The sequence below is a fragment of the Nocardioides salarius genome (assembly GCF_016907435.1).
GTDB lineage: Bacteria > Actinomycetota > Actinomycetes > Propionibacteriales > Nocardioidaceae > Nocardioides > Nocardioides salarius.
In genome coordinates, this window is sequence record NZ_JAFBBZ010000001.1 from 255396 (window position 1) to 276879 (window position 21484).

The following is a 21484-nucleotide window of genomic DNA, read 5'->3' on the forward strand; positions in this document are numbered from 1 at the left end:
TCGGGCCCGCCCGGGGTCACTGGTACAGCGGGGTGCCGCACACGTCGCGCACCTGCGTCTCGACCGACTGCAGTGCGGCCACCGTGGTGGGACGCACCAGCTCGCGGGCCGCACCGTCGATGGCGGCCCGGTCGGCGTCGGCGAGGCCGGCCGGGGGCTCGGCCCGGTCGTAGTCGGCGGCGTCGACCCCGGCGTCCTCGAGCGCGGCCTCGAGGGCCTCCAGCCGACCCACGACCTGCTGCCACTCGTCGGTGACGTCGCGCGGGGCGGCCTCGCTGATCTCCTGCAGCCGCGGCAGGACGCCCAGCAGGGCGTCGGGGCCGCCCTCGGCGACCGCCTCGGTCAGCGCCACCTGGTGCTCCTCGACGCGCTCGCAGTAGGCCTCGAAGCGGTCCTGGCCGCAGGCCGCCAGGGGCACCACGAGCCCGAGCACCAGGAGCCCGACCGGGAGCCGCCTCATCCGAGCGCGGCCAGCTCGTCGTTGGTGGCCCGCACGGCGTCGCGCATCGCGAGCCGGTCGGGGCCCAGGCCCAGCACCTCGCGCGAGGAGCTGGCCAGCACGTGGGAGGCGGAGGCGCCGAAGATCCGCCTCAGGTCGTCGACGGTGCCGCCCTGGGCACCGAAGCCCGGAGCCAGGACCGGGCCGCCGGTCGCCAGGTCGAAGGCGGGCCCCTCCTCGGGCTGCGCGATCGTCGCGCCGACCACCGCCCCGAACGACCCGAGCTGCCCGAGCGACCCGGCCTCGGCGTTGAGCCCGCGCAGGTGGTCGAGCACCCGGTCGGCGACCCGCACCCCGTCGGCACCCACCGCGTGCTGGACCTCGGGGCCCTCCGGGTTGGAGGTCAGCGCCAGCACGAAGACGCCGGCGTCGTGGCGGCGCGCGGTGTCGACGAACGGGTCGAGGGAGCCCAGGCCGAGGTAGGGGCTCACCGTGATCGCGTCGACGCCCAGCGGGGAGGCGGGGTCGAGGTAGGCGTCGGCGTAGGCCTGCGAGGTGGAGCCGATGTCGCCGCGCTTCACGTCGAGCAGCACCAGCGCCCCGGCGGCCCGCGACTCGGCCACGACGCGCTCGAGCACGGCGATGCCGCGGCTGCCGAACCGCTCGTAGAAGGCCGACTGCGGCTTGACCACCGAGGCCACCGGGGCCACGGCCTCGACGACCGACAGCGCGAAGCGCTCGAGGCCGGCGACGTCGTCGTCGAGGCCCCAGCCGCGCAGCAGCGCCGCGTGCGGGTCGATGCCGACGCACAGCCGGCCGCGAGCGGCCATCGCGTCGTGCAGGCGGGTTCCGAAGGTGCTCATCAGCTGGGTGTCTCCTCGCTCGTCGCGTCAGGGTCGAGCGCGGCGACCAGCCGCGCGGCGGTGGTCGGGTCGTGCAGCAGCGCGGCACCGACCTGCACGGCGACGGCACCGAGCGCGAGCCGCGTGCGCACGTCGGCCACCGTGGCGACGCCCCCGCCGGCCACGACCGGCACGTCGACGGCGCCCAGCACCTCGGTCAGGCAGCGCAGCGCCAGCGGCCCCACGGCCGGCCCGCTCAGGCCGGCGGCCCGCCCGTCGGGCATCGCGGCGGGCAGGGCCTGGCCGACGACCAGGCCCTGGGCCCCGGACTCGACGGCGGCCCGGGCGGCCTCGGCGACCCGCACGGCGTCGGGGCGCAGCTTGGCCAGCACCGGCACCCCGCGCGGCAGCTCGCGCTCGACCGCGGCGACCGCGGCGCCGACCTGGAACGGCTCGCGGGCCATCATCAGCTCGGGCTCCGGGCCGGTGTCGGGCGGCGAGAGGTTGACCTCGACGGCGGTCACGCCCGGCGCGGTGCCCAGGCGGCGCGCCAGCTCGGCCAGCTCACCGAGGCTGCGCGCGGCCACCGAGACCACGACCCGGGCCCGCTGCTGCAGCAGCCAGGGCAGCTCGGTGGCCAGGAACCCGTCGACGCCGGGGTTGGGCAGGCCGGTGGCGTGCAGCAGCCCCGACGGCGTCTCGAGCAGCCGCGGCACCGGACCGCCCCGGCGTGAGTCGAGGGTGATGGTGCGGGTGGTGAAGGCACCCAGCGCCTCCAACGCCCCGTACGCCGCGAGCTCGCGGCCGGTGCCGCCGCAGCCGGCGGCCACGACCACCGGGGAGGCCAGGCGCAGCCCGGCGAGCACGGTCACGACCGGGCCCCCGCCAGGTCGTCCCAGCGCACCCGGTCGCCGCGCAGCACCGGGCCGTCGGCGCAGGCGCGGGCGGTGCGGGCCACGCCGTCCTCGCCCACGACCGGCACCGGGCAGCCGTGGCACAGCCCGGTCGCGCAGGTCAGCGGCTGCTCGAGGGCGGTCTGGCTCCAGGCGCCGTGGGCCTCGGCGGCCAGCGCGACGGCGTGCAGCACCGGCGTGGGACCGGCGGCGTAGACGACGTCGGCGCCGGCGCGGCGCAGCACCTCGTCGAGCACGTCGGCGATCTCTCCCCGGGCGCCGACCGAGCCGTCGCGGGTCACCACGGTGACCGCTCGCGCGGTGCGTCGGGCCTCGAGGGCGTTGAGCAGGCGGGCCTCGTCGGGGGCGCCGAGCACCAGCGTCACCGGGCAGTCGCGCTCGCGCAGCCGCTCGGCGAGGGAGAAGAGCGGCGCGGCGGCGTACCCCTCGCCGACCAGCACCGTCGAGACCGGCTCCTTGGGCAGCGCGAAGGGGCGGCCGAGCGGCCCGGTCACCTCGAGCCGGTCACCGCGCTCGAGCCCGGCCAGCCAGCGGGTGCCCGGCCCGACCGGCTCGACGACGACCTGCACGGTCGCGGCGTACCCGCCCAGCGGGCGGACCTGGTGGATCCACAGGGCGCGGCGCCCCAGGCGGGTGCGGCCCTCGTCGGGGCTGCCGACCGAGACGGCCAGGAAGGTGCCGGGGCGGAACCGCTCCCCCACGCCCGGCGCCACCAGGGTCAGGTGCCAGAAGGCGCCGATGCGCTTGCTGGCCAGCACCTCACCGGTGACGTGGACGGGCGAGGCGGGACCGCTGCCGGTCATGCCTGGGCGCCCCTGACCAGGCGGCGCGGCCAGCCCGGCCCCTCGTAGACGAACGCCGTGTAGGCCTGCAGCAGGTCGGCGCCGGCGGCCAGCCGGTCACGGGCGTCCTCGACGCTGCTGATGCCGCCCACCCCGACCAGGGTCAGGCCGGGCCCGACCCGCTCGCGCAGGCGCCGCACCACCTCGGTGGAGCGAGCGGCCAGGGGGCGGCCGGAGATGCCGCCGGCGCCGAGCGCCTCGACCTCGGCGGCCGGGGTGCGCAGGCCGTCGCGCGAGATGGTGGTGTTGGTGGCGATCAGCCCGTCGAGCACGCCGTCGCGCTGCCCGGCCACGGCCAGGTCGGCGACCGCGTCGATGTCGGCGTCGGCCAGGTCGGGGGCGATCTTGACCAGCAGCGGCACCCGCCGTCCGCCGCTCGCGGCGTCGGCGGTGCGGCGCACGTGGGCCAGCAGCGGCTCGAGGCGCTCGACCGCCTGCAGCGAGCGCAGGCCCGGCGTGTTGGGCGAGGAGACGTTGACCACGAGGTAGTCGGCGTACGGCGCCAGCAGCCGGGCGCTGAGCTCGTGGTCGGCCTCGACCGCGGCCTGGTCGTCCTCGGGCACCACCTTGGACTTGCCGATGTTGACGCCCAGCACCGGGCCGGGCCGCCCGCCGCGCCGGCGGGCCCGCTCGGCGAGCCGGGCGGCGACCACCTCGGCGCCGTCGTTGTTGAAGCCCATCCGGTTGAGCACCGCCCGGTCCTCGACGAGCCGGAAGAGCCGCGGCTGCGGGTTGCCGGGCTGCGCGCGACCGGTGACGGTGCCGACCTCGACGTGGCCGAAGCCGAGCGCCCCGAGGGCGTCGATGCCGACGGCGTTCTTGTCGAAGCCGGCCGCCATCCCCAGCACGTTGGGGAAGACGGTGCCCAGCGCCTGGACCGGGCGCCCGGGCACGCCCAGGCGGCCGAGCACGGGTGCCCCGGCCCGCACCGCGCGGAACCCCGCGTGGTGGGCGCGCTCGGGGTCGACCCGGGTCGCGAGCCGGTCGAAGAGCACCCGGTAGGCGGTCACGAGCGGGTGGCCCTCAGCGCTGCCGCCCAGTCCTGCAGCGAGCGCACGCCGATGTCGCCGCGCCGCATCGCCTCGATGCCCTGCACCGCCGCGCCGAGGCCCTGCACCGTGGTCAGGCAGGGCACGTTGGCCATCACCGCCGCGGTGCGGATCTCGTAGCCGTCGAGACGGGCGTGCCCGCCGCCGCCGGCGCCGTACGGCGTGTTGACGATCAGCTGGATCTCGCCGTCGTGGATGAGCTGCACCGTGGTCTTCTCGCCGGCCGGGCCGGGGCCCTCGTAGTGCTTGCGCACCACGGTGGCGGCCACGCCGTTGCGCCGCAGCACCTCGGCGGTGCCCTGGGTCGCGAGGATCTCGAAGCCCATGTCGGCCAGCACCTTGACCGGGAAGATCATCGAGCGCTTGTCGCGGTTGGCCATCGAGACGAACACCTTGCCGCTGGTCGGCAGCGGCCCGAAGGCGGCCGCCTGGCCCTTGGCGAAGGCGGTGCCGAAGTCGCGGTCGAAGCCCATCACCTCGCCGGTCGACTTCATCTCGGGGCCGAGCACGGTGTCGACCTGCGAGCCGTCGGCGGTGCGGAAGCGGTTGAAGGGCATCACCGCCTCCTTGACCGCGATCGGCTGGTCGGCCGGCAGCGTGCCGCCGTCGCCGGTGGGCGGGAGCAGCCCGACCCGGCGCAGGTCGGCGATGCTCTCGCCGAGCATCACCCGCGCGGCCGCCTTGGCCAGCGGGGTCGCGGTCGCCTTGGAGACGAAGGGGACGGTGCGGCTGGCACGCGGGTTGGCCTCGAGCACGTAGAGGATGTCGGAGCCCAGCGCGAACTGGATGTTGAGCAGCCCGCGCACGCCCACGCCGCGCGCGATCGCCTCGGTCGCCTCGCGGATGCGCCCGATCTCGAGCTCGCCCAGGGTGATCGGGGGCAGCGCGCAGGAGGAGTCGCCGGAGTGGATGCCGGCCTCCTCGATGTGCTCCATCACCCCGCCGAGGAAGACCTCCTCGCCGTCGAAGATGGCGTCGACGTCGATCTCGACGGCGTCGTCGAGGAAGCGGTCGACCAGCACCGGCGCCTCGTGGCTGATCAGGCCGGCGGCGACGTACTTCTCGAGGTAGACCTCGAGCGACTCGTCGCCGTAGACGATCTCCATGCCGCGCCCGCCGAGCACGTAGGAGGGCCGCACCAGCACCGGGTAGCCGATCTCGGCGGCGATGCGCTGCGCCTCGACGTACGACGTCGCGGTGCCGTGCTTGGGCGCGACCAGGCCCGCCTCGGCCAGCACCCGCCCGAAGGCGCCGCGCTCCTCGGCGAGGTCGATGGCGTCGGGGCTGGTGCCCACGATCGGGACCCCGTTGCGGGCCAGGCCCTGGGCCAGCCCGAGCGGGGTCTGGCCGCCGAGCTGGCAGATCACGCCGACGACCGGGCCGGCGGCCATCTCGGCGTGCACCACCTCGAGGACGTCCTCGAGGGTCAGCGGCTCGAAGTAGAGCCGGTCGGAGGTGTCGTAGTCGGTCGAGACGGTCTCGGGGTTGCAGTTGACCATCACGGTCTCGTAGCCGGCCTCGGACAGCGCCAGCGAGGCGTGCACGCACGAGTAGTCGAACTCGATGCCCTGGCCGATCCGGTTGGGCCCGGAACCGAGGATGATCACCGCCTCCCGCTCGCGCGGGGCCACCTCGCTCTCCTCGTCGTAGGCCGAGTAGTGGTAGGGCGTGGCCGCGGCGAACTCGGCCGCGCAGGTGTCGACGGTCTTGTAGACCGGGCGGATGCCCAGCGCGTGGCGAACCCCGCGCACCACGTCGGCGCTCATCCCGCGGATCTTGCCGATCTGGTGGTCGGAGAAGCCGTGCCGCTTGGCCCGGCGCAGCAGCCCCGGGGTCAGCTCGGGGGCGTTGGTGACCTCGACGGCGACCTCGTTGATGAGGGCGAGCTGGTCGACGAACCACGGGTCGATGCCGGTGGCCTCGAAGACCTCCTCGGCGCTGGCCCCGGCGCGGATCGCGTCCATCACCTTGCGCAGGCGCCCGTCGTGGGGGGTGCGCACGGCCTCGAGCAGGGCGGGCTTGTCGAGGTCGACGAACTCCTTCTCCCAGTCGAAGACGGCGTCCTTGGACTCCAGGCTGCGCAGCGCCTTCTGCAGCGCCTCGGTGAAGCTGCGCCCGATCGCCATCGCCTCGCCCACCGACTTCATGTGGGTGGTGAGCGTGGGGTCGGCGCCGGGGAACTTCTCGAAGGCGAAGCGCGGCACCTTGACCACGACGTAGTCGAGGGTGGGCTCGAAGGCCGCCGGGGTGCTGGTGCCGTCGGCGCGCACGGTGATGTCGTTGGGGATCTCGTCGAGGGTGTAGCCGATGGCCACCTTCGCGGCGATCTTGGCGATCGGGTAGCCGGTCGCCTTCGAGGCCAGCGCGCTGGAGCGGCTGACCCGCGGGTTCATCTCGATGACGACCAGGCGCCCGTCGCGGGGGTTGACGGCGTACTGGATGTTGCAGCCGCCGGTGTCGACGCCGACCTCGCGGATGATGCCGATCGCCATGTCGCGCATGTGCTGGTACTCGCGGTCCGTCAGCGTCATCGCCGGGGCGACGGTGATCGAGTCGCCGGTGTGCACGCCCATCGGGTCGAGGTTCTCGATGGAGCAGATGATCACCACGTTGTCGGCGGTGTCGCGCATCACCTCGAGCTCGTACTCCTTCCAGCCGAGGATCGACTCCTCGAGGAGCACCTCGGTGGTCGGGCTGGCGGCCAGGCCGGCGCCGGCGATGCGGCGCAGGTCGGTCTCGTCGTAGGCCATGCCCGAGCCGGCGCCGCCCATGGTGAAGGAGGGCCGCACGACGACGGGGTAGCCCAGGTCACCCACGGCGCCGAGGCAGTCGTCCATGCTGTGGCAGATCGCCGAGCGGGCCGACTCGCCGCCCAGGCTCTCGACGATCTTCTTGAAGACCTGGCGGTTCTCGCCGCGGTCGATGGCCTCGATCGAGGCGCCGATCAGCTCGACGCCGTACTTCTCGAGCACCCCGGCCTTGTCGAGGGCCATCGCCGCGTTGAGCGCGGTCTGGCCGCCGAGGGTGGCCAGCAGCGCGTCGGGGCGCTCCTTGGCGATCACCTTCTCGACGAACTCGGGGGTGATCGGCTCGACGTACGTCGCGTCGGCGAACTCGGGGTCGGTCATGATCGTGGCCGGGTTGGAGTTGACCAGGACGACCCGCAGGCCCTCCTCCTTGAGCACCCGGCAGGCCTGGGTGCCGGAGTAGTCGAACTCGCAGGCCTGGCCGATGACGATCGGCCCGGAGCCGATGACCATGACGCTCTTGATGTCCTCGCGCTTGGGCATGTCAGGCTCCCGTTCGGTGGTTGAGGAGGTCGCCCTGCGACCGTCTCGAAACCATCAGGTCGACGAAGCGGTCGAAGAGGTACGCCGCGTCGTGCGGGCCGGCGGCCGCCTCCGGGTGGTACTGCACCGAGAAGGCCCTCAGGGCCCCCTGGTCGTCACGCAGCTCGAGGCCCTCGACGACGTCGTCGTTGAGGCAGACGTGGCTAACGGTGGCCTCGCCGTACGCCGTGGTGGTGCTGCCGGCCAGCGGCGCGTCGACGGCGAAGCCGTGGTTGTGCGCGGTGACCTCGACCTTGCCGGTGGTGCGGTCCATCACCGGCTGGTTGATGCCGCGGTGGCCGTAGGTGAGCTTGTAGGTGCCGAAGCCCAGCGCGCGGCCGAAGAGCTGGTTGCCGAAGCAGATGCCGAAGTAGGGCACGCCCTGGGCCAGGGCGCCCTGGAGCACCTCGACCTGGTGGGTCGTGGCGGCCGGGTCACCGGGGCCGTTGGAGTAGAAGAGCCCGTCGGGCGAGACGGCGAGCACGTCGTCGAGGCTCGCGGTGGCGGGCAGCACGTGCACCTCCACGCCGCGCTCGGCCATCCGGTGCGGGGTCATCGTCTTGATGCCCAGGTCGAGGGCGGCCACGGTGAAGCGCTTCTCGCCGTGCGCCGGCACGACGTAGGCCTCGGTCGTGGAGACCTCGCTGGCCAGCTCGGAGCCGGTCATCTCGCCGGAGGTGCGCACCCGCTCCAGCAGCGCGGCCGGGTCGGTCTCGGTCGAGGAGATGCCCACGCGCATCGCGCCGCGCTCGCGCAGGTGGCGGGTCAGGGCGCGGGTGTCGACGCCGCTGATGCCCACGACGCCCTGCTCGCGCAGCTCGTCGTCGAGCGAGCGCACCGATCGCCAGCTGCTCGGCACCCGGGCGGGGTCGCGCACGACGTACCCGGCCACCCAGATGCGGCGCGACTCGGGATCGTCGTCGTTGACCCCGGTGTTGCCGATGTGCGGGGCCGTCATCACGACCACCTGGCGGTGGTAGGACGGGTCGGTGAGCGTCTCCTGGTAGCCGGTCATGCCGGTGTTGAAGACGGCTTCGCCGAAGGTCTCCCCGGGGGCGCCGTACGCCTCGCCGTGGAAGGTGCGGCCGTCCTCGAGCACGAGGATCGCCGGGGCAGGGGCATGCACGGGCACGCCGTACCTCCTTCTCCGCCTCACAGGACGGATCGTTAAAGGATGTGATCAGCGCGCTGAGCCTAGCAGCGCGCGGCCCTGCGTCCGACCACGTGTCCGTGCGTCGAGCGCGGCGTACGGGCGGGAATTGACGATGCGCGGCAGAGCACATCGGGGTAGCGTCGAGAGCCAACTCTCGAGGAGGCCCGATGGCCGACCTGGTCCTACGGCCCGATGAGCAGTCCGCACTGGGCGTCCTGGCCGCCGCCGAGCCCGTGCCGGGCGACCCGATGCCCTCGCGGGCGGCGCTGGAGGCCCTGGCCGTGCTGGTGCCGGCGGACCTCCTGGGGGTCGACCTCGTCGACGTCCGGGGTCGGCTGGTGGCCTGTCGCCACGTTGGCGGCGGCTGGGCGCCGCCGCGGGCCCTCGAGGAGACCGGTGGGGAGGACGGACCGCCCTACCTGGGGCTCATGCACTGGTCGCAGCACCCGCAGGCCGCGGCCGCCTGCGAGGCCATGCCGGGGACCGACGCCGTCTCGATCGGCTTCCGGGTCGGGAGCGACCACGTCAGCCAGGTGTCCCTGGACCGGCGTCAGCGCACCTTCTCGGAGCGCGACCTGGGGGTCCTCCGGCTGGTGTCGCCGATGCTGCAGCGGCTGCTGCGCGAACGCCCGACGCCCCGCCTGCCCGCATCGGTCACCGTGCAGGAGCGGCGGGTGCTGATGCACGTCGCGACCGGGGCCTCGAACGCCGAGATCGCCCAGGCGATGTTCATCGCGCCGAGCACCGTGCGCAAGCACCTCGAGCACGTCTACGCCAAGCTCGGCGTGCACACCCGTCTGGAGGCGTTGGCCGTCCTGCGCGGCAGCGACGAGCCCGACCTCGACCTGCTCGAGCGGGTGCAGAGATACGCCTGACGGCGAATACCCCCGGCCGGTCGACCGGCGCAGTCTCGAGGGAGAAGCAGACCCACTCCCGAGAGAAGCCACCCATGTCCCACCACCGCAGCACCGTCACCGCCGCCGGCGCCCTGCTCTGCCTCGCACTCGCGAGCAGCGCGTCCGCCGCCATCCCCGAGCCGGAGCCGCAGCCCGGCCCCGGGTCCACCGACCAGGAGCGACCCTGCTTCATGGTCCGCGCCCACTGGAACGACGCGCTCGACGGCCCGCAGCCGACCTGCTGAGCGCACGGCGCCGGTGGCAGGCCTAGAGGCCGCCGGCGCTGGCCCCTGTCCCTCCGGGCGGGTAGCGGGGGGCCACCCTCACCTTCTTGCTGTACCTGCCGCACCGGGCGCACTCGTGCCACCGGGCCCCGGCGTTGGTGCGGGTCACCCAGCGGTGGGCGCCGACCCAGCAGCGCAGGGTCTTCCTCTTCTCGTCCTGCTCCATGTGGACCTCCACGTCGCCGGGTTCGACACCGTACCGGCGCACGCCCCGGCGTCGCCTGGGCTCAGCGCCACCCGAGCTCGGGCGCGACGTACCTGACGAGGCTGTCGAGCAGGTGCGCGTTGTAGTCGACGCCGAGCTGGTTGGGCACGGTCAGCAGCAGCGTGTCGGCGGCGGCGATCGCCTCGTCGGCGGCGAGCTCCTCGACGAGCTGGTCGGGCTCGCCGGCGTACGTCTTGCCGAAGCGGGCCACGCCACCGTCGATGTGGCCGACCTGGTCCCCTCCCCCGCCGGCCACGCCGAAGTAGGCGCGGTCGGTGCCGTTGACGATCGGGAAGATGCTGCGGCTGACCGAGACGCGGGGCTCGCGCTGGTGGCCGGCGGCGGTCCACGCGTCCCGGTACATCTGGATCTGCTCGGCCTGCAGCTGGTGGAACGGCACGCCGGTGTCCTCGGTGAGCAGGGTCGAGCTCATCAGGTGCATGCCCTGCTCGGCGGTCCAGACGGCGGTCTGGCGGGTGCCGGCGCCCCACCAGATCCGCTCGCGCAGGCCCGGCGACTGCGGCTCGATGCCGAGCAGGCCGGGCGGGTTGGGGAACATCGGTCGTGGGTTGGGCTCGGCGAACCGGTCCCCGTCGATCGCCCGGAGGAACCGCCGGGTGTGCTCGCGCGCCATCTCGGCGTGGTCGCCGCCCTCGCCGGGGTCGTGGCCGAAGTACTTGTAGCCCTCGACGACCTGCTCCGGTGAGCCGCGGCTGATGCCGAGCTGCAGCCTGCCGCCGGCGATCAGGTCGGCGGCCCCGGCGTCCTCGGCCATGTAGAGGGGGTTCTCGTAGCGCATGTCGATCACGCCGGTGCCGAGCTCGATCCGGCTCGTCCTCGCGCCGGCCGCCGCGAGCAGCGGGAACGGCGAGGCGAGCTGGCGGGCGAAGTGGTGCACGCGGAAGTACGCGCCGTCGACGCCGAGCTCCTCGGCCGCGACCGCGAGGTCGATGGACTGCAGCAGCACGTCGGAGGCGGTGCGCGCCTGCGACTGCGGCGAGGGGTTCCAGTGGCCGAAGGACAGGAAGCCGATCTTCTTCATGTGGTGGCCAACCGCCGCGGGCCCGTCGTTCTTCCCGCGCCCCCGCGCTGGTGCGGGCCGATCTTGACCCGGGCGGAGCGCGGCGAGATCGGTCGTGGCGCAGGGGGTGGCATACCGTTGCGCCGGATGAACGAGACCGACGCCCTGCGCCATGCCACCCCGCCGTTGGTGGCGGCGCTCGACGTGACGGCCAAGGCGGGTCTCGTGATGCTCCTGGTCATGTCGCTGCTCTACCCCGACCTGGGCAACGTCGAGGACAAGGCCGCGGGGCTGCGCGCGGCCGCCTACCCGATGCTGGCCTTCACCGTGCCGCTGGTGTGGTGGGTGTTCTGGCGCGAGCGGGCGTCGTTCCCGTGGGTGGCCGACCTGATGATCACCTCCACGTGCTTCACCGACACCCTCGGCAACCGGCTCGACCTCTACGACTCGGTGGTCTGGTTCGACGACCTGATGCACTTCATGAACACCGGGCTGATCACCGCCGCGATCATCCTGCTGACGATGCGGCACAGCTCGACCCTTGCAGCGGTGCTGGAGAGGTCGTTGGCCTTCGGGGTCACCGCGGCCGTCAGCTGGGAGATCGCGGAGTACTTCGCCTTCATCAGCAAGTCGTCGGAGAAGCGGCACGCGTACGCCGACACCCTCGGCGACCTCGCGCTCGGCTCCCTGGGCGCCGTGGTGGCCGGGGTCGTCGTGCACGGGATGTGGCGACGCGGCCTGCTGATGTCGGCGGCACCCCAGCTGGAGCCCTACGTGCCAGCTGTGCGCCCAGCGGCGCCCTCGGCCGCCGCCGGCTGACGGTGACCGACGGGGAGCTGCGTCCAGGCGAACGCGGCCAGCCCGACCAGCACCGGCCACAGGGCGAGGCGCTCGACGGCACCCGCCGCGGCCCCGTCAGCGGAGAGCACGAACGCCACCGCTGCCGCGGCGGTCACGACTCCCCCAGCCAGCAGCGCCCTGGCCAGGCGCGGTCGCTCGTTCCTCAACCGCACGCCGAGGACGACCAGCGCAACCGGCTGCGCCACGAACAAGGGTGTCGCGGCGGTCGCGTGCAGGGCGGCATCCTGGTCGAGGGGCGCGAGGCCCGTGGCGACCGAGCTCAACCCGGAGACCACGAGCAACGCCGTGACCCATTGCCCCAGCGACCGCGAGAGCAGCACGGCACCGGCGGCCAGCAACAGCCCGAAGCCGATGAACGACCCGTTCATGACCTCGTGACGCGGCGAGCAGTACGCCACCGAGCAGCCCACCTCCCCCAGCCTGCTGACCGAGTCGGAGACGAAGCTGTAGCCACCCGTCGTCGCTGCCGCGACGACGAACTCGCTCACGATGTAGAGCGGCCGCACGAGCAGTGCGAGCGCGCCCAGCTGCGCAGCGCGGTGACCGAAGCCGGGCGACTGCCAACGCCGTCGTCCGTGGGCTCGAAGCACCTGGTCACCCTAGACCGCGCTGGAACCCTCACCACCGCGTCGGGGCCTCGAGCCCTCCCCCAATACCTAGGCGACGGAGCGCCGATTCTCAGCCCCAGAGCTGGCCGACGGTTCGCTCAGTCCAGCGGGGTGTCGACCCAGCCGATGAATCGGCTGCCAATCCCCACGATCTCCTCGCGATGGGCGCCGCGGAGCGGAGGCGGCAGCTCGGAGGGCTGATGGTGGTCGCAACTGATGAAGGTGAATGTCGGCCACCACTTCTTCGGCCGAGCTCTCTCGGCAGACCCGCAGACACTGCAGACCAGATCGACCCACACCGGCTTCTTGCCGGTCCGATTGGCACGGGACTGGACCAGCCACGGTGGCGGGTTGTCCTCTATCTCACGCAGCTGGGCTTCGGTGAGCGTCGTGGGCAAGCCGTGTCGGGTGGCCATCTCTAGGGGGATGTCCAAGCGTTGGGCAGCGTCGCGGCGGGTGATCATCGTCCCCAACGATAGTCAGTGCCTGAGGGAGCGCGGGCCGAGCCGATCGCGGCGGTAAGACCCAAGTCAACCCGGGCCGAGCTACCAGGCGTCACGTCTGATGCGTTGGTCCATCAAGATGGCCCAGGTGTAAGCCGACCCCTGGCTGTCTTTGATTTCGCTTGGTTTCCCCGCTGGCATGGCGGCGGAGGCCTTCAAAAAGTTCGTTCGCGACAGCGAACGGTTGATCACGCGACACCGTGGCGTCACGAGACCGGCGGCGTGTCCCGCGCAGTTGCTCTCCGCGCAACTGTAGAGATGTTCCATGAACGAGCCGCTGGATGTCGAGGGAGTGTGGTGGCTGCCGGAATCTCCTGATCACAAGGTGCCGGGCTGGTTCCGCTATGACCAGGACAACGGCGGATACCTCCGTCTGGCGGGCTCGTTGCGACCGCTCAACTGGATCAACAACGAGCTGGCGAACGGAACTGTCCAACGGTTCATCGGTCACCGCCCCGACGAGGACAAGATCTATCCCCGCATACACGGGCAAGCGGGCCACCGACTCTTCAACCTCGAGGACGCGTTTCAGCTCTCGCTGAGCGACGGGCTCTGCCGGGAGGACGACGCCTTCGAGAGCGTTCATGTCAACTGGCTCATCACCGGGGCATGGTTCGTGGGCGACTATCGACCCGAGGTCAATCAGGCGGTGGTCGAGTTCCAGCACCTGACTGCCTGGTCCGACAACGACGCCTTGAACGTCATTTGGGACGACGTGCCGCCTGACGTCTTCGCACAGGCGACCGCCACTCGGATCCCGACCGAATCCGCAGACATCGACGGCGGTCTCGAGATGGCGCTGGTGCAAGCCCTCTCTACTGCTGGCGATCAGAGGAACGAGGCAACGCTCGAACAGCGAGTCCTGCTTAGAGTCTCGTCGCGTGAACCAACATCCATGGACAACCTGACCGATCGGGTCGCGGACTTCCAGGACCTTCTGACGATCGCGTCCGGCAAGGTGGCCAACATCCAACGGTTCCACTTCACGCACGCCGACGTGCCCAAGCTGTCGCTCGCTGGCAAGCCGCTCGGCAACTGGCAGGAGGAGCTCGAGCTCCACATGCGATGGAGCAATCGAGACTCGGACAACGAGCGCCTCAGTCCCTACGGCATGGTCTTCACGCTTGAGCAGTTCGGGGGCATCGACGGACTCCGCCGCTGGATGACCATCGCCGACCAGTACAGATCAGAGCTCAGGCGGATTCTCGCAACTCGATACAACGCCGGCATGTTCCTCGAAGACCGGGTCGCGCACTGCGTCGCGGCACTGGAGTCGTTCGATCGAACCCGTCGCAACAGTAAGGACGGCGACACCTACCTCGTCGAGCGCCTGCGCTTCTGCGTCGCCCACGCCGGCAGCCCGTTCGAGGACCTCCTCGTCGGGGAGTCGGTCGCCGCATGGACGGAGCGTGCGAAGAACCACCGCAACGCGCTTGGCCATCACTTGGACCGCTACCGGTCGAATCTGAATCTCGTCGAGGGCGAGTTGGCCGACCAGTTGTTGTGGCTCGGCCAACTCTGCCTGCTGCGCTCGGCGGAGGCACCCAAACCCGTCTTCGAACGCATCCGGAGCGACTCACACTTCCGTTGGGTTGCCAAACGAGTGGCGGCACGCCGTGAGGCGGCTAGGTCAAGCGCGCCAGACTCGCCTGCTCCGTAGAACAGGGTTTGTCTCGACGAGCGCGCGACGCAAAGTGGCCGATTGCTTGCCAGCCCGCGGGACGTAGGTGTTGTCGAACACCGACGAGGGTGCCAGAGGACCCATCGCGCTCGGGCCCAAGAACATGGCAACTTCATATCGGTGACAGGTACGACCTAGTGAACGGGGGCACCGACACCGGTGACCGGATAGCGGCATGTCCGGACGTTCCAGGAGGCGCGGACAGGCGGCGAAATGACGTACATGCAAGTTGCTCGCTGATGTCGGGGTGACTCGCCGGCTTCTGTGAGGAGCCGGTCACGGCCTGTGCCAAGGTCCATGCATGATTCCACCCGAAGAAGAGGCTCGACGGCAGAAGGCCCTCCAAAAGGCTCTTGAGTGGTCGCACGTAGTTGTCCGGCAGGTAGGCCGACTTCACGACGCAGAGGTGAAGGCTCTTGCATCAAACGAACAGGTCCGGCTCGGCAGAACGTACACGCACGATCACAGTCGTCCGTTCTACGAAATGCGCTCAGAGGGCTACCTTCTTCTCGTTGCTGCCCGCCAACTTCTTCGAGCGCTCGACATCTACGGTGATCGCAAGAAGGTCCCTGCTCCGAGGCACGACCCCAGGGTCATGGTGGCCCTTCGGAACGCGTTGGAGCACTGGGACGGCGCTGCTCCAGATTCTTTTCAGGCAAAGACCGGGAATCGAGCTGATGAGCACAGCTGGGGGGCAGGAGGAACGCTCCTGGCAGGCGTGATTGAAACCGATGACCTTGCAGCATGGGCCGCTGAAGTTGAGTCGTACCTGCTCGAAACGTCAGGTCAGTCGTAGAGACGGCCTGGTCCCAGCGTCCAGAGACGGCGGAAGTCGAAAATACGGGAATGCAGGGCGGATGACCCAAGAAAGGTTACGTTGTCACCGATAGGTGCAGCGGTCCCGATCCGCCCCGAGCTACGGTGTGGCGCCACCGTCGCGCTGCGTCTGCTCGCGTCCCTCCCCGGTGATCAATGAAGCACCGGGAGTAGACCACTTCCACCGACGCCGAACACGCCGTACGGTCGGCTCGTGATTCGCCGCGAGGACGTCGAGCAGCTGCTCGCGGTTGGCAACGAGTCGCGATCCTTCGAGGTAAAGGGTCCTGGAAGCCTGAAGGAGAAGCCGTTCGTCGCGAAGGTTGCCCGAGCGGTGATGGCCATGGGTAATCGTCGAGACGGCGGGGTGGTGTGCGTCGGGGTCGACGAGCCGCAGATGAAGGAAATGCAGCCGGGCCTCGACGATGACCAAGCGTCGGAATGGGCTGACTACGACAACGTCGCTGCTGCACTTGCGAAGTACTCCGACCCGGCAGTCGTCTTCGAGCTGGCGGGGTACGCGTTGTCTAGTGGTGCGAACGTTGTTGTTCTTGACGTCGCCGAGTTCGACGTAGTCCCGCATGTCTGCAAGAAGACGTTCCCCGAGGTTCTTCAGGACGGGATGACCTACGTGAGGCCCCGCGGGAAACCGGAGTCAGTCCCGGTGCCCAACTCCGCCGAGATGCGGGCGCTTCTCGATCTCGCCACAGCGAAGGGCGTACGCGAGTGGGTGCGAGTCGGAACCCTCGCCGGCGTTCCGCTGACGGAGACGAAGTCTCAAGAACAGCTGGACGAGGAGGAGTACACGAAGGAACGCACTACGGCATGGGCAGAACCTTCGCCTGTCGTCGCCGGCCTCCTCGAGATCGGCTACTTCGATGTCGCCGTCCGACCGACGACTTACTCATCGGGCCGAATCTTGCCCGTCGACTTAGAGTCGTTCGTTACGGACAACACGGTTCGCCTGCGTGGGTGGCCACTGCCGTTCGTGGACTACAGGGCTCCCCGCTTCCGGAAGGGGACGATGGTCGGGCAGGACCTCGAGGCGTCCGGGGTGCCGCATCACGAGGCGTGGCGCATGTGGGGCAGCGGCCAGTTCCTTCAGCGCCGAGCGCTTGCATCTGACCTGAGGGACCACAGCGACCTTCTCCCGGCGGACCCGAGTGCAACTGGCGCCGTCGCCGTGTGGGACGTGCTTCTCTACCTGGTTGAGGTCGCTGAGTTCGGCGCCCGAATGTCGACCTACCTCGAGGGACCCCCGATCACTTTCGACGTCGGCGTGAGCGGAGTCAGCGGACGCGAACTGATCTCCGGTGATCATCGCCGCCAGCTCTACGGGCCCTACATCAGCCCCCTCGACACACTGGAAACTCACCAGTCGGTCGCGAGCGCTCGACTCCTGACCGAGCCGCGGCAGGTCGGCGTTGAACTCGCCCAAGACCTGCTCAAGCAGTTCGGACTGAACGTTCCGGATCAGGTGCTGTTCGACTACCAGGCGCAGATCCTCGACCCCAGTTAGCCGGACGCGCCCACGGACGCGCCGAGACAAGACGTCTGGGTCTTCGTCGCTAGTCCTTGTCGCGTGCCGGGTCTGATGGAGGCTCTCATTCCACGGAAGGATGAGAGTCATGGCAGCACCGAGGAAGTATCCCGAGGAGCTTCGGGAGCGGGCAATCAGGATGGCGGTCGACCTGCGGCGTGACCCGGCGACCAGGACCGGCGCACTGAAGCGGGTCGGCGATCAGCTGGGGATCAATCCCGAGACGTTGCGCAACTGGGTCTCCCAGGCCGAGGTCGACGAGGGCCACCGTCCCGGCGTCAGCAGCACCGAGGCGCAGCGCATCGCCGAGCTCGAGCGTGAGGTCAAGGAGCTACGGCGAGCCAACGAGATCTTGCGGACGGCCTCGGCTTTTTTCGCCGCGGCGGAGCTCGACCGCAAGCTGAAGTGACCACGGCGGTGCTGGTCGAGTACATCGACCAGCACCGGGCGAGGTTCGGGGTCGAGCCGATCTGCACCGTCCTACGCAAGGCAGGGATGCAGTGTTCACGAGGGTCGCCCCGAGCACCTACTACGCCGCGAAGTCCCGGCCGCCCTCGGCACGCGCTGTCGCCGACGCGCAGCGCCTGGAGGTGATCCGGCAGGTCCACGCCGACAACTACGGCGTCTACGGGGTCCGCAAGATGCACGCCGAGCTCAACCGGCGCGGTCACCGTGTCGCTAGGTGCACCGTGCACCGGCTGATGCGCGGCGAGGGGCTGCGCGGGATCAGCAGAGCCAAGGGGCCGCGCACCACGATCCCCGGCACCGGGCCGGATGCCCGCCCGGACCTGCTGGACCGCGACTTCAGGGCACCTGCACCGAATCGTGTCTGGGTCGCGGACATCGAGCGCCACGAGGCGCTGCTGAACCGAGTGGGGGTGAGAGACCACCACCGTCGTGCTGTCGCAGCAGCACGGTGAAGCTGAGGGCAGCCCGAACCTCCGGGACGGGGGCGAGGGTGGAAGCAGCCCTGACAACGACGGGACGCGTCAGCACTGCCAGATGGCGCGGGTCCGGCTAGCAAGACGGGAAGGCGTACGTGAGGAACCAGCGGTTGAACGCCCCTCAAGAGAGCCTCCGGCTCGAACCTGGTGGATCAGGGCCGGTTAGCAGCGCGCACCCGCATCAGGCGCCTTCGGGCGTTCTGGTGCGGGGAACTCCTTGGCTGGGTGATGTCGCCAGCCGGGAGGCCGTGGTGAATGTCTGCGGCGTAGCCGCGGCGATGCTGCAGGGGCATAGCTGGGCGCCGACCCCGTCGAACGGTTCGACAGTGAACGTGGGAACCACCGCGACGATCCCCTCACCGGTCAGCAGCCTGTTGACCGGCGGGAAGGTCCGTCGCCGACCGATGTCGTCGCGGTGGGGCGGAGGGCCCGTAGTAGTCCGAGGCCGGGAAAGCCGGTCACATGGCGAAGGGGCCCAGCGTGTTCGCAGCATCAACGCGTTCGTAGGAGTGCGCTGGTGAACACCGGCGAACCGTCGCGCGTCGTCTTCCCCGAGCGGGAGGAAGCCGAGTGGCGGGTACTACGGATGCAGAAGAAGCTGCACCGATGGGCGACGGAGAATCCCGACCGTCGTTTCGATGACCTCGCCAACCTGGTCTACGACCCGGCCTTCTTGGTCGTGGCGTGGCACCGGGTTCGGGGGAACAAGGGAGCACGAACAGCAGGCGTCGACGGGGTCACCCCGCGCGGTGTCGGCTGGGCGGCGATGGATCTGTTGGCCGGGGTCCGCGAGGATCTGAAGGCAGGTAGGTTCGTGCCGTCGCCGGTGCGGCAGAAGACGATCCCCAAAGCGTCGGGCAAGGTCCGGTCGCTGGGGATTCCGACTGCTCGTGACCGGGTCGTGCAGGCTGCGTTGAAACTGGTGCTCGAGCCGATCTTCGAGGCGGACTTCAAGCCGTGTTCCTACGGCTTCCGTCCTCGTCGCCGCGCCCAGGACGCGATCGCTGAGATTCACTACCTCGCATCACCCACTCGCAACTATGAGTGGGTCTTCGAGGCCGACATCAAGGCGTGCTTCGACGAGATCGACCACACCGCGCTCATGGAGCGGGTGCGGCGACGTGTTGGGGACAAGCGGGTCCTGGGCTGGGTCAAGGCCTTCTTGCGGGCTGGCGTCCTCACCGAGGACGGCCTGAACCGCGAGACGATCACCGGCACACCTCAAGGCGGGATCCTGTCACCGCTGCTGGCCAACATCGCCCTGTCCGTGCTGGACGAGCACTTCACCGCTAAGTGGGAAGCGCTCGGCCCGGAATGGACACGCGCCAAGCATCGACGCGCCGGGGGTGCGGTCATGAAACTCGTCCGCTACGCCGACGACTTCGTGGTCCTCATCCACGGGCAACGCGCAGACGCCGAAGCGCTGTGGGACGAGGTTGGGGCGGTGCTCGCGCCGATGGGCCTGCGTCTGTCGGTCGAGAAGACAAGGGTCTGCCACATCGATGAGGGGTTCGACTTCCTCGGCTGGCGCATCCAGCGCCGTGCCTGGCGGAGCCGGACCGGCAAGAAGGCGATCTACACCTACCCGTCGAAGAAGTCGCTGACTTCGATCATCGACAAGGTGCGGACGCTGACACGTCGTGCAAGACATCGAACACTCGCAGACCTGCTGCGCCGGTTGAACCCGACGCTGCGGGGCTGGTGCACCTACTTCCGCCACGGTGTGTCCTCGCGGACCTTCGGCTACGTCGACCACTTCGCCTTCTGGCGGGTGGTGGGGTGGCTCCGCAAACGACACCTCGGGCTGAACATGCACACCCTGGTCCGGCGCTACCTGCCCGGATGGCACATCCATGCCGGAGGGATCGACATGTTCCGAGCCAACGCGTTCCCCATCGAGCGCTACCGCTACCGGGGCACCAAGATCCCGACACCATGGTCGAGTACAACAACGCCTCCTCCCCGCCCAGCGGCATGACCACGTGGAGAGCCGGATGCGGTGAGAGTCGCACGTCCGGTTCGGAGGGCGGGCCGGGGAAACCCACCAGTCGAGAGGCTGACAGGGCGCCCCGGTCCGACCCCTACACCTACTGCCGCACCTTCGCCGGCTGGGTCTACGCCGCGTTCGTCATCGACGTCTACTCCCGCCGAGTGGTGGGCTGGCAGCTGTCGAAGAGCCTGCGCACCGACCTGGCGCTGGACGCTCTCGAGATGGGGCTGTGGACCCGCGAGCACGCTGGCCAGGACACCACCGGCGTCATCGCCCACAGCGATAAGGGCGTTCAATACCTCGCGGTTCGCTACACCCAGCGCTTGACCGAGGCCGGCGCCGTCGCATCCGTCGGGTCGACGGGCGACTCGTATGACAACGCCCTGGCCGAGGCGTTCAACTCGCTGTTCAAGGCCGAGCTGATCCGCAACAAGGGCCCCTGGAAGAACATCGACGACCTCGAGATCGCCGTCGCCGAGTACATCGACTGGTTCAACCACCGACGCCTGCACGGCGAGATCGGACTCGTCCCACCCGTCGAGTTCGAGGAAGAGCACTACCGGCACAACCCCGCGCCGACTACCGTCGACGCGTCACTTCAGAGCCTCCACTGAACCCGGCACGCGACACCTTTCGGCTCGAGGTCGGCGTCCGCCGAGCGGTGGAATGACTCAATCAGCCGGTCGCTCGACAGGACCCGGCCGAGGTGCCGGGATGCCTCTCCGTTACGTCGGTGGCGATGGTGATACTGAACCCGTGAGTACGACAACTGCCTCCACCCAGGACCCAACCGAGGGCGCGAAACCGCGGCGAAGTGCGCGGCCTGCCGGCCCGGTGACCCTCCGGTCGCTTGCCCCGGAGTACGTCGAGGAGCAGCACTCGCTCTATCTGCGCCATCTCAATGAAGCCGTTTCAGAGAAGAAGAACCGCAACATCGCGCTCACGGGTCGCTACGGCTCGGGCAAGTCCAGTGTCCTCGACCAGTTTGAGGAAGACCATAAGGACGGCGCCGTCCGCATCAGCATCAACACCCTCGGGCCCGATGCTGAGAACGAAGGACTCACGAACCGCATCCAGAAGGAGTTGGTCAAGCAGCTCATCTACAGAGCGAAGCCAGGACTTCTGCGACGTTCACGCTTCGCACGGACCGCGCCCTTGACCAAAGGCAAGGCGGCGGCGGAAGCCGCGGTCCTCACAGCTGTTCTCGGCGCACTTCTCACTCTTCTCGACATACTTCCACACGTCAGCGGCACCGGGGACGGCCATAATTGGTTCGTCCGCATTAGTGCAAGCGTGACGTTCGCCGTACTCGCCTTCGCCGTCATCTGGCTCGCGCGGTGGGTTATCGGAGACCGAGTCATCTCCCAGTTCCAAACCGCCGGCACCGCTGTTCAGCTCGAAGCGGGCCCCGACACCTATTTCGACAAGTACCTCGACGAGCTCGTGACGTACTTTGTCAAGGGCCAGTGAGAACTGCCCAGGGGCGGTCATGGAACCTGCCCGGGTGACGGTCACGAGATCTGCCCGGTGGTGGCCATGGGATCTGCCCACGGGGGGCTTTGGCCAC

General features: G+C 70.0%; 22 protein-coding genes and 1 other annotated feature. Of the genes, 11 read left to right on the top strand and 11 right to left on the bottom strand.

The window, feature by feature from the left end:
- Positions 1–16 precede the first annotated feature (16 nt).
- The 7 genes from JOE61_RS01300 to carA are packed head-to-tail and all read right to left on the bottom strand — an operon-like array spanning position 17 to position 8547.
- Positions 17–460 (bottom strand): hypothetical protein, encoded by a 444-nt coding sequence (locus tag JOE61_RS01300; protein WP_193670790.1) that lies wholly within the window; start codon positions 458–460, stop codon positions 17–19.
- Positions 457–1302, bottom strand: coding sequence for an orotidine-5'-phosphate decarboxylase (pyrF, locus tag JOE61_RS01305; RefSeq protein ID WP_193670791.1), 846 nt, complete (start codon positions 1300–1302; stop codon positions 457–459). Before pyrF ends, JOE61_RS01300 begins: the two co-directional genes overlap by 4 nt.
- The gene (locus JOE61_RS01310; RefSeq protein ID WP_193670792.1) at positions 1302–2153 is read right to left on the bottom strand and encodes a nitronate monooxygenase; all 852 of its coding nucleotides are present in this window, start codon (positions 2151–2153) and stop codon (positions 1302–1304) included. The genes pyrF and JOE61_RS01310 overlap by 1 nt, the downstream gene beginning before the upstream one ends.
- A complete protein-coding gene (locus JOE61_RS01315) occupies positions 2150–2998 on the bottom strand; it encodes an iron-sulfur cluster-binding protein (protein ID WP_193670793.1) in 849 nt (282 codons plus the stop codon). Before JOE61_RS01315 ends, JOE61_RS01310 begins: the two co-directional genes overlap by 4 nt.
- Positions 2995–4047 carry a quinone-dependent dihydroorotate dehydrogenase gene (locus JOE61_RS01320; protein WP_193670794.1) on the bottom strand — a complete coding sequence of 351 codons (1053 nt, stop codon included), beginning with the start codon at positions 4045–4047 and terminating at the stop codon, positions 2995–2997. The genes JOE61_RS01315 and JOE61_RS01320 overlap by 4 nt, the downstream gene beginning before the upstream one ends.
- Positions 4044–7376 carry a carbamoyl-phosphate synthase large subunit gene (gene carB, locus JOE61_RS01325; RefSeq protein ID WP_193670795.1) on the bottom strand — a complete coding sequence of 1111 codons (3333 nt, stop codon included), beginning with the start codon at positions 7374–7376 and terminating at the stop codon, positions 4044–4046. The genes JOE61_RS01320 and carB overlap by 4 nt, the downstream gene beginning before the upstream one ends.
- Before the next feature lies 1 nt (position 7377).
- The gene (gene carA / locus JOE61_RS01330; protein WP_193670796.1) at positions 7378–8547 is read right to left on the bottom strand and encodes a glutamine-hydrolyzing carbamoyl-phosphate synthase small subunit; all 1170 of its coding nucleotides are present in this window, start codon (positions 8545–8547) and stop codon (positions 7378–7380) included.
- A 188-nt stretch (positions 8548–8735) separates the two neighbouring features.
- Here carA and JOE61_RS01335 point away from each other — a divergent pair, with 188 nt between their 5' ends.
- Positions 8736–9443: a helix-turn-helix transcriptional regulator gene (locus JOE61_RS01335; protein ID WP_193670797.1), complete on the top strand. Its 708-nt coding sequence runs from the start codon at positions 8736–8738 to the stop codon at positions 9441–9443.
- 74 nt (positions 9444–9517) lie between these two features.
- A complete protein-coding gene (locus JOE61_RS01340; RefSeq protein WP_193670798.1) occupies positions 9518–9709 on the top strand; it encodes a hypothetical protein in 192 nt (63 codons plus the stop codon).
- A 22-nt stretch (positions 9710–9731) separates the two neighbouring features.
- Here JOE61_RS01340 and JOE61_RS01345 read toward each other — a convergent pair whose 3' ends face one another.
- Together JOE61_RS01345 and JOE61_RS01350 are read right to left on the bottom strand one after the other, a co-directional pair.
- A complete protein-coding gene (locus JOE61_RS01345) occupies positions 9732–9914 on the bottom strand; it encodes a zinc finger domain-containing protein (RefSeq protein WP_193670799.1) in 183 nt (60 codons plus the stop codon).
- Between the two features lie 61 nt (positions 9915–9975).
- On the bottom strand, positions 9976–10995 hold the full coding sequence (locus JOE61_RS01350; RefSeq protein WP_193670800.1) for an LLM class flavin-dependent oxidoreductase: 1020 nt from the start codon (positions 10993–10995) through the stop codon (positions 9976–9978).
- A 126-nt stretch (positions 10996–11121) separates the two neighbouring features.
- Here JOE61_RS01350 and JOE61_RS01355 point away from each other — a divergent pair, with 126 nt between their 5' ends.
- A complete protein-coding gene (locus tag JOE61_RS01355; protein ID WP_193670801.1) occupies positions 11122–11793 on the top strand; it encodes a DUF2238 domain-containing protein in 672 nt (223 codons plus the stop codon).
- On the opposite strand, the gene JOE61_RS01360 is transcribed toward JOE61_RS01355, so the two are convergent.
- Positions 11745–12425, bottom strand: coding sequence for a DUF998 domain-containing protein (locus JOE61_RS01360; RefSeq protein WP_193670802.1), 681 nt, complete (start codon positions 12423–12425; stop codon positions 11745–11747). The genes JOE61_RS01355 and JOE61_RS01360 overlap by 49 nt on opposite strands.
- Positions 12426–12541: 116 nt before the next feature.
- Positions 12542–12907, bottom strand: a complete 366-nt coding sequence (locus JOE61_RS01365; protein WP_193670803.1) for a hypothetical protein — start codon at positions 12905–12907, stop codon at positions 12542–12544.
- Between the two features lie 304 nt (positions 12908–13211).
- Between JOE61_RS01365 and JOE61_RS01370 the strand changes: the two genes are divergently transcribed.
- The 8 genes from JOE61_RS01370 (at position 13212) to JOE61_RS01405 (ending at position 21387) form a co-directional block, all read left to right on the top strand.
- Positions 13212–14606: an ApeA N-terminal domain 1-containing protein gene (locus JOE61_RS01370; RefSeq protein ID WP_193670804.1), complete on the top strand. Its 1395-nt coding sequence runs from the start codon at positions 13212–13214 to the stop codon at positions 14604–14606.
- A 322-nt stretch (positions 14607–14928) separates the two neighbouring features.
- On the top strand, positions 14929–15423 hold the full coding sequence (locus JOE61_RS01375) for a hypothetical protein (protein WP_193670805.1): 495 nt from the start codon (positions 14929–14931) through the stop codon (positions 15421–15423).
- Positions 15424–15657: 234 nt separating this feature from the next.
- Positions 15658–16962 carry an AlbA family DNA-binding domain-containing protein gene (locus JOE61_RS01380; protein ID WP_193670806.1) on the top strand — a complete coding sequence of 435 codons (1305 nt, stop codon included), beginning with the start codon at positions 15658–15660 and terminating at the stop codon, positions 16960–16962.
- Positions 16963–17071: 109 nt separating this feature from the next.
- On the top strand, positions 17072–17392 hold the full coding sequence (locus JOE61_RS01385) for a transposase (RefSeq protein WP_193670807.1): 321 nt from the start codon (positions 17072–17074) through the stop codon (positions 17390–17392).
- Positions 17350–17504: a sequence feature (AL1L pseudoknot), on the top strand. Its footprint overlaps the gene before it by 43 nt.
- On the top strand, positions 17484–17903 hold the full coding sequence (locus tag JOE61_RS01390) for an IS3 family transposase (RefSeq protein ID WP_193670808.1): 420 nt from the start codon (positions 17484–17486) through the stop codon (positions 17901–17903). Its footprint overlaps the feature before it by 21 nt.
- Before the next feature lie 541 nt (positions 17904–18444).
- Positions 18445–19905, top strand: coding sequence for a group II intron reverse transcriptase/maturase (gene ltrA / locus JOE61_RS01395; protein WP_307822747.1), 1461 nt, complete (start codon positions 18445–18447; stop codon positions 19903–19905).
- Entirely contained in the window at positions 19863–20531 is a 669-nt protein-coding gene (locus JOE61_RS01400; RefSeq protein ID WP_204797118.1) for an IS3 family transposase, read from the top strand. Before ltrA ends, JOE61_RS01400 begins: the two co-directional genes overlap by 43 nt.
- A gap of 142 nt (positions 20532–20673) precedes the next feature.
- Entirely contained in the window at positions 20674–21387 is a 714-nt protein-coding gene (locus tag JOE61_RS01405) for a YobI family P-loop NTPase (RefSeq protein WP_193669388.1), read from the top strand.
- Positions 21388–21484 lie beyond the last annotated feature (97 nt).

What these genes read in the sequence shown, in the direction of transcription:
- JOE61_RS01300 (WP_193670790.1), bottom strand. Translation starts at nt 460, where the DNA reads ATGAGGCGGCTCCCGGTCGGGCTCCTGGTGCTCGGGCTCGTGGTGCCC.
- pyrF (WP_193670791.1), bottom strand. Translation starts at nt 1,302, where the DNA reads ATGAGCACCTTCGGAACCCGCCTGCACGACGCGATGGCCGCTCGCGGC.
- JOE61_RS01315 (WP_193670793.1), bottom strand. Translation starts at nt 2,998, where the DNA reads ATGACCGGCAGCGGTCCCGCCTCGCCCGTCCACGTCACCGGTGAGGTG.
- carB (WP_193670795.1), bottom strand. Translation starts at nt 7,376, where the DNA reads ATGCCCAAGCGCGAGGACATCAAGAGCGTCATGGTCATCGGCTCCGGG.
- JOE61_RS01335 (WP_193670797.1), top strand. Translation starts at nt 8,736, where the DNA reads ATGGCCGACCTGGTCCTACGGCCCGATGAGCAGTCCGCACTGGGCGTC.
- JOE61_RS01340 (WP_193670798.1), top strand. Translation starts at nt 9,518, where the DNA reads ATGTCCCACCACCGCAGCACCGTCACCGCCGCCGGCGCCCTGCTCTGC.
- JOE61_RS01345 (WP_193670799.1), bottom strand. Translation starts at nt 9,914, where the DNA reads ATGGAGCAGGACGAGAAGAGGAAGACCCTGCGCTGCTGGGTCGGCGCC.
- JOE61_RS01350 (WP_193670800.1), bottom strand. Translation starts at nt 10,995, where the DNA reads ATGAAGAAGATCGGCTTCCTGTCCTTCGGCCACTGGAACCCCTCGCCG.
- JOE61_RS01355 (WP_193670801.1), top strand. Translation starts at nt 11,122, where the DNA reads ATGAACGAGACCGACGCCCTGCGCCATGCCACCCCGCCGTTGGTGGCG.
- JOE61_RS01365 (WP_193670803.1), bottom strand. Translation starts at nt 12,907, where the DNA reads ATGATCACCCGCCGCGACGCTGCCCAACGCTTGGACATCCCCCTAGAG.
- JOE61_RS01370 (WP_193670804.1), top strand. Translation starts at nt 13,212, where the DNA reads ATGAACGAGCCGCTGGATGTCGAGGGAGTGTGGTGGCTGCCGGAATCT.
- JOE61_RS01375 (WP_193670805.1), top strand. Translation starts at nt 14,929, where the DNA reads ATGATTCCACCCGAAGAAGAGGCTCGACGGCAGAAGGCCCTCCAAAAG.
- JOE61_RS01385 (WP_193670807.1), top strand. Translation starts at nt 17,072, where the DNA reads ATGGCAGCACCGAGGAAGTATCCCGAGGAGCTTCGGGAGCGGGCAATC.
- JOE61_RS01400 (WP_204797118.1), top strand. Translation starts at nt 19,863, where the DNA reads ATGGTCGAGTACAACAACGCCTCCTCCCCGCCCAGCGGCATGACCACG.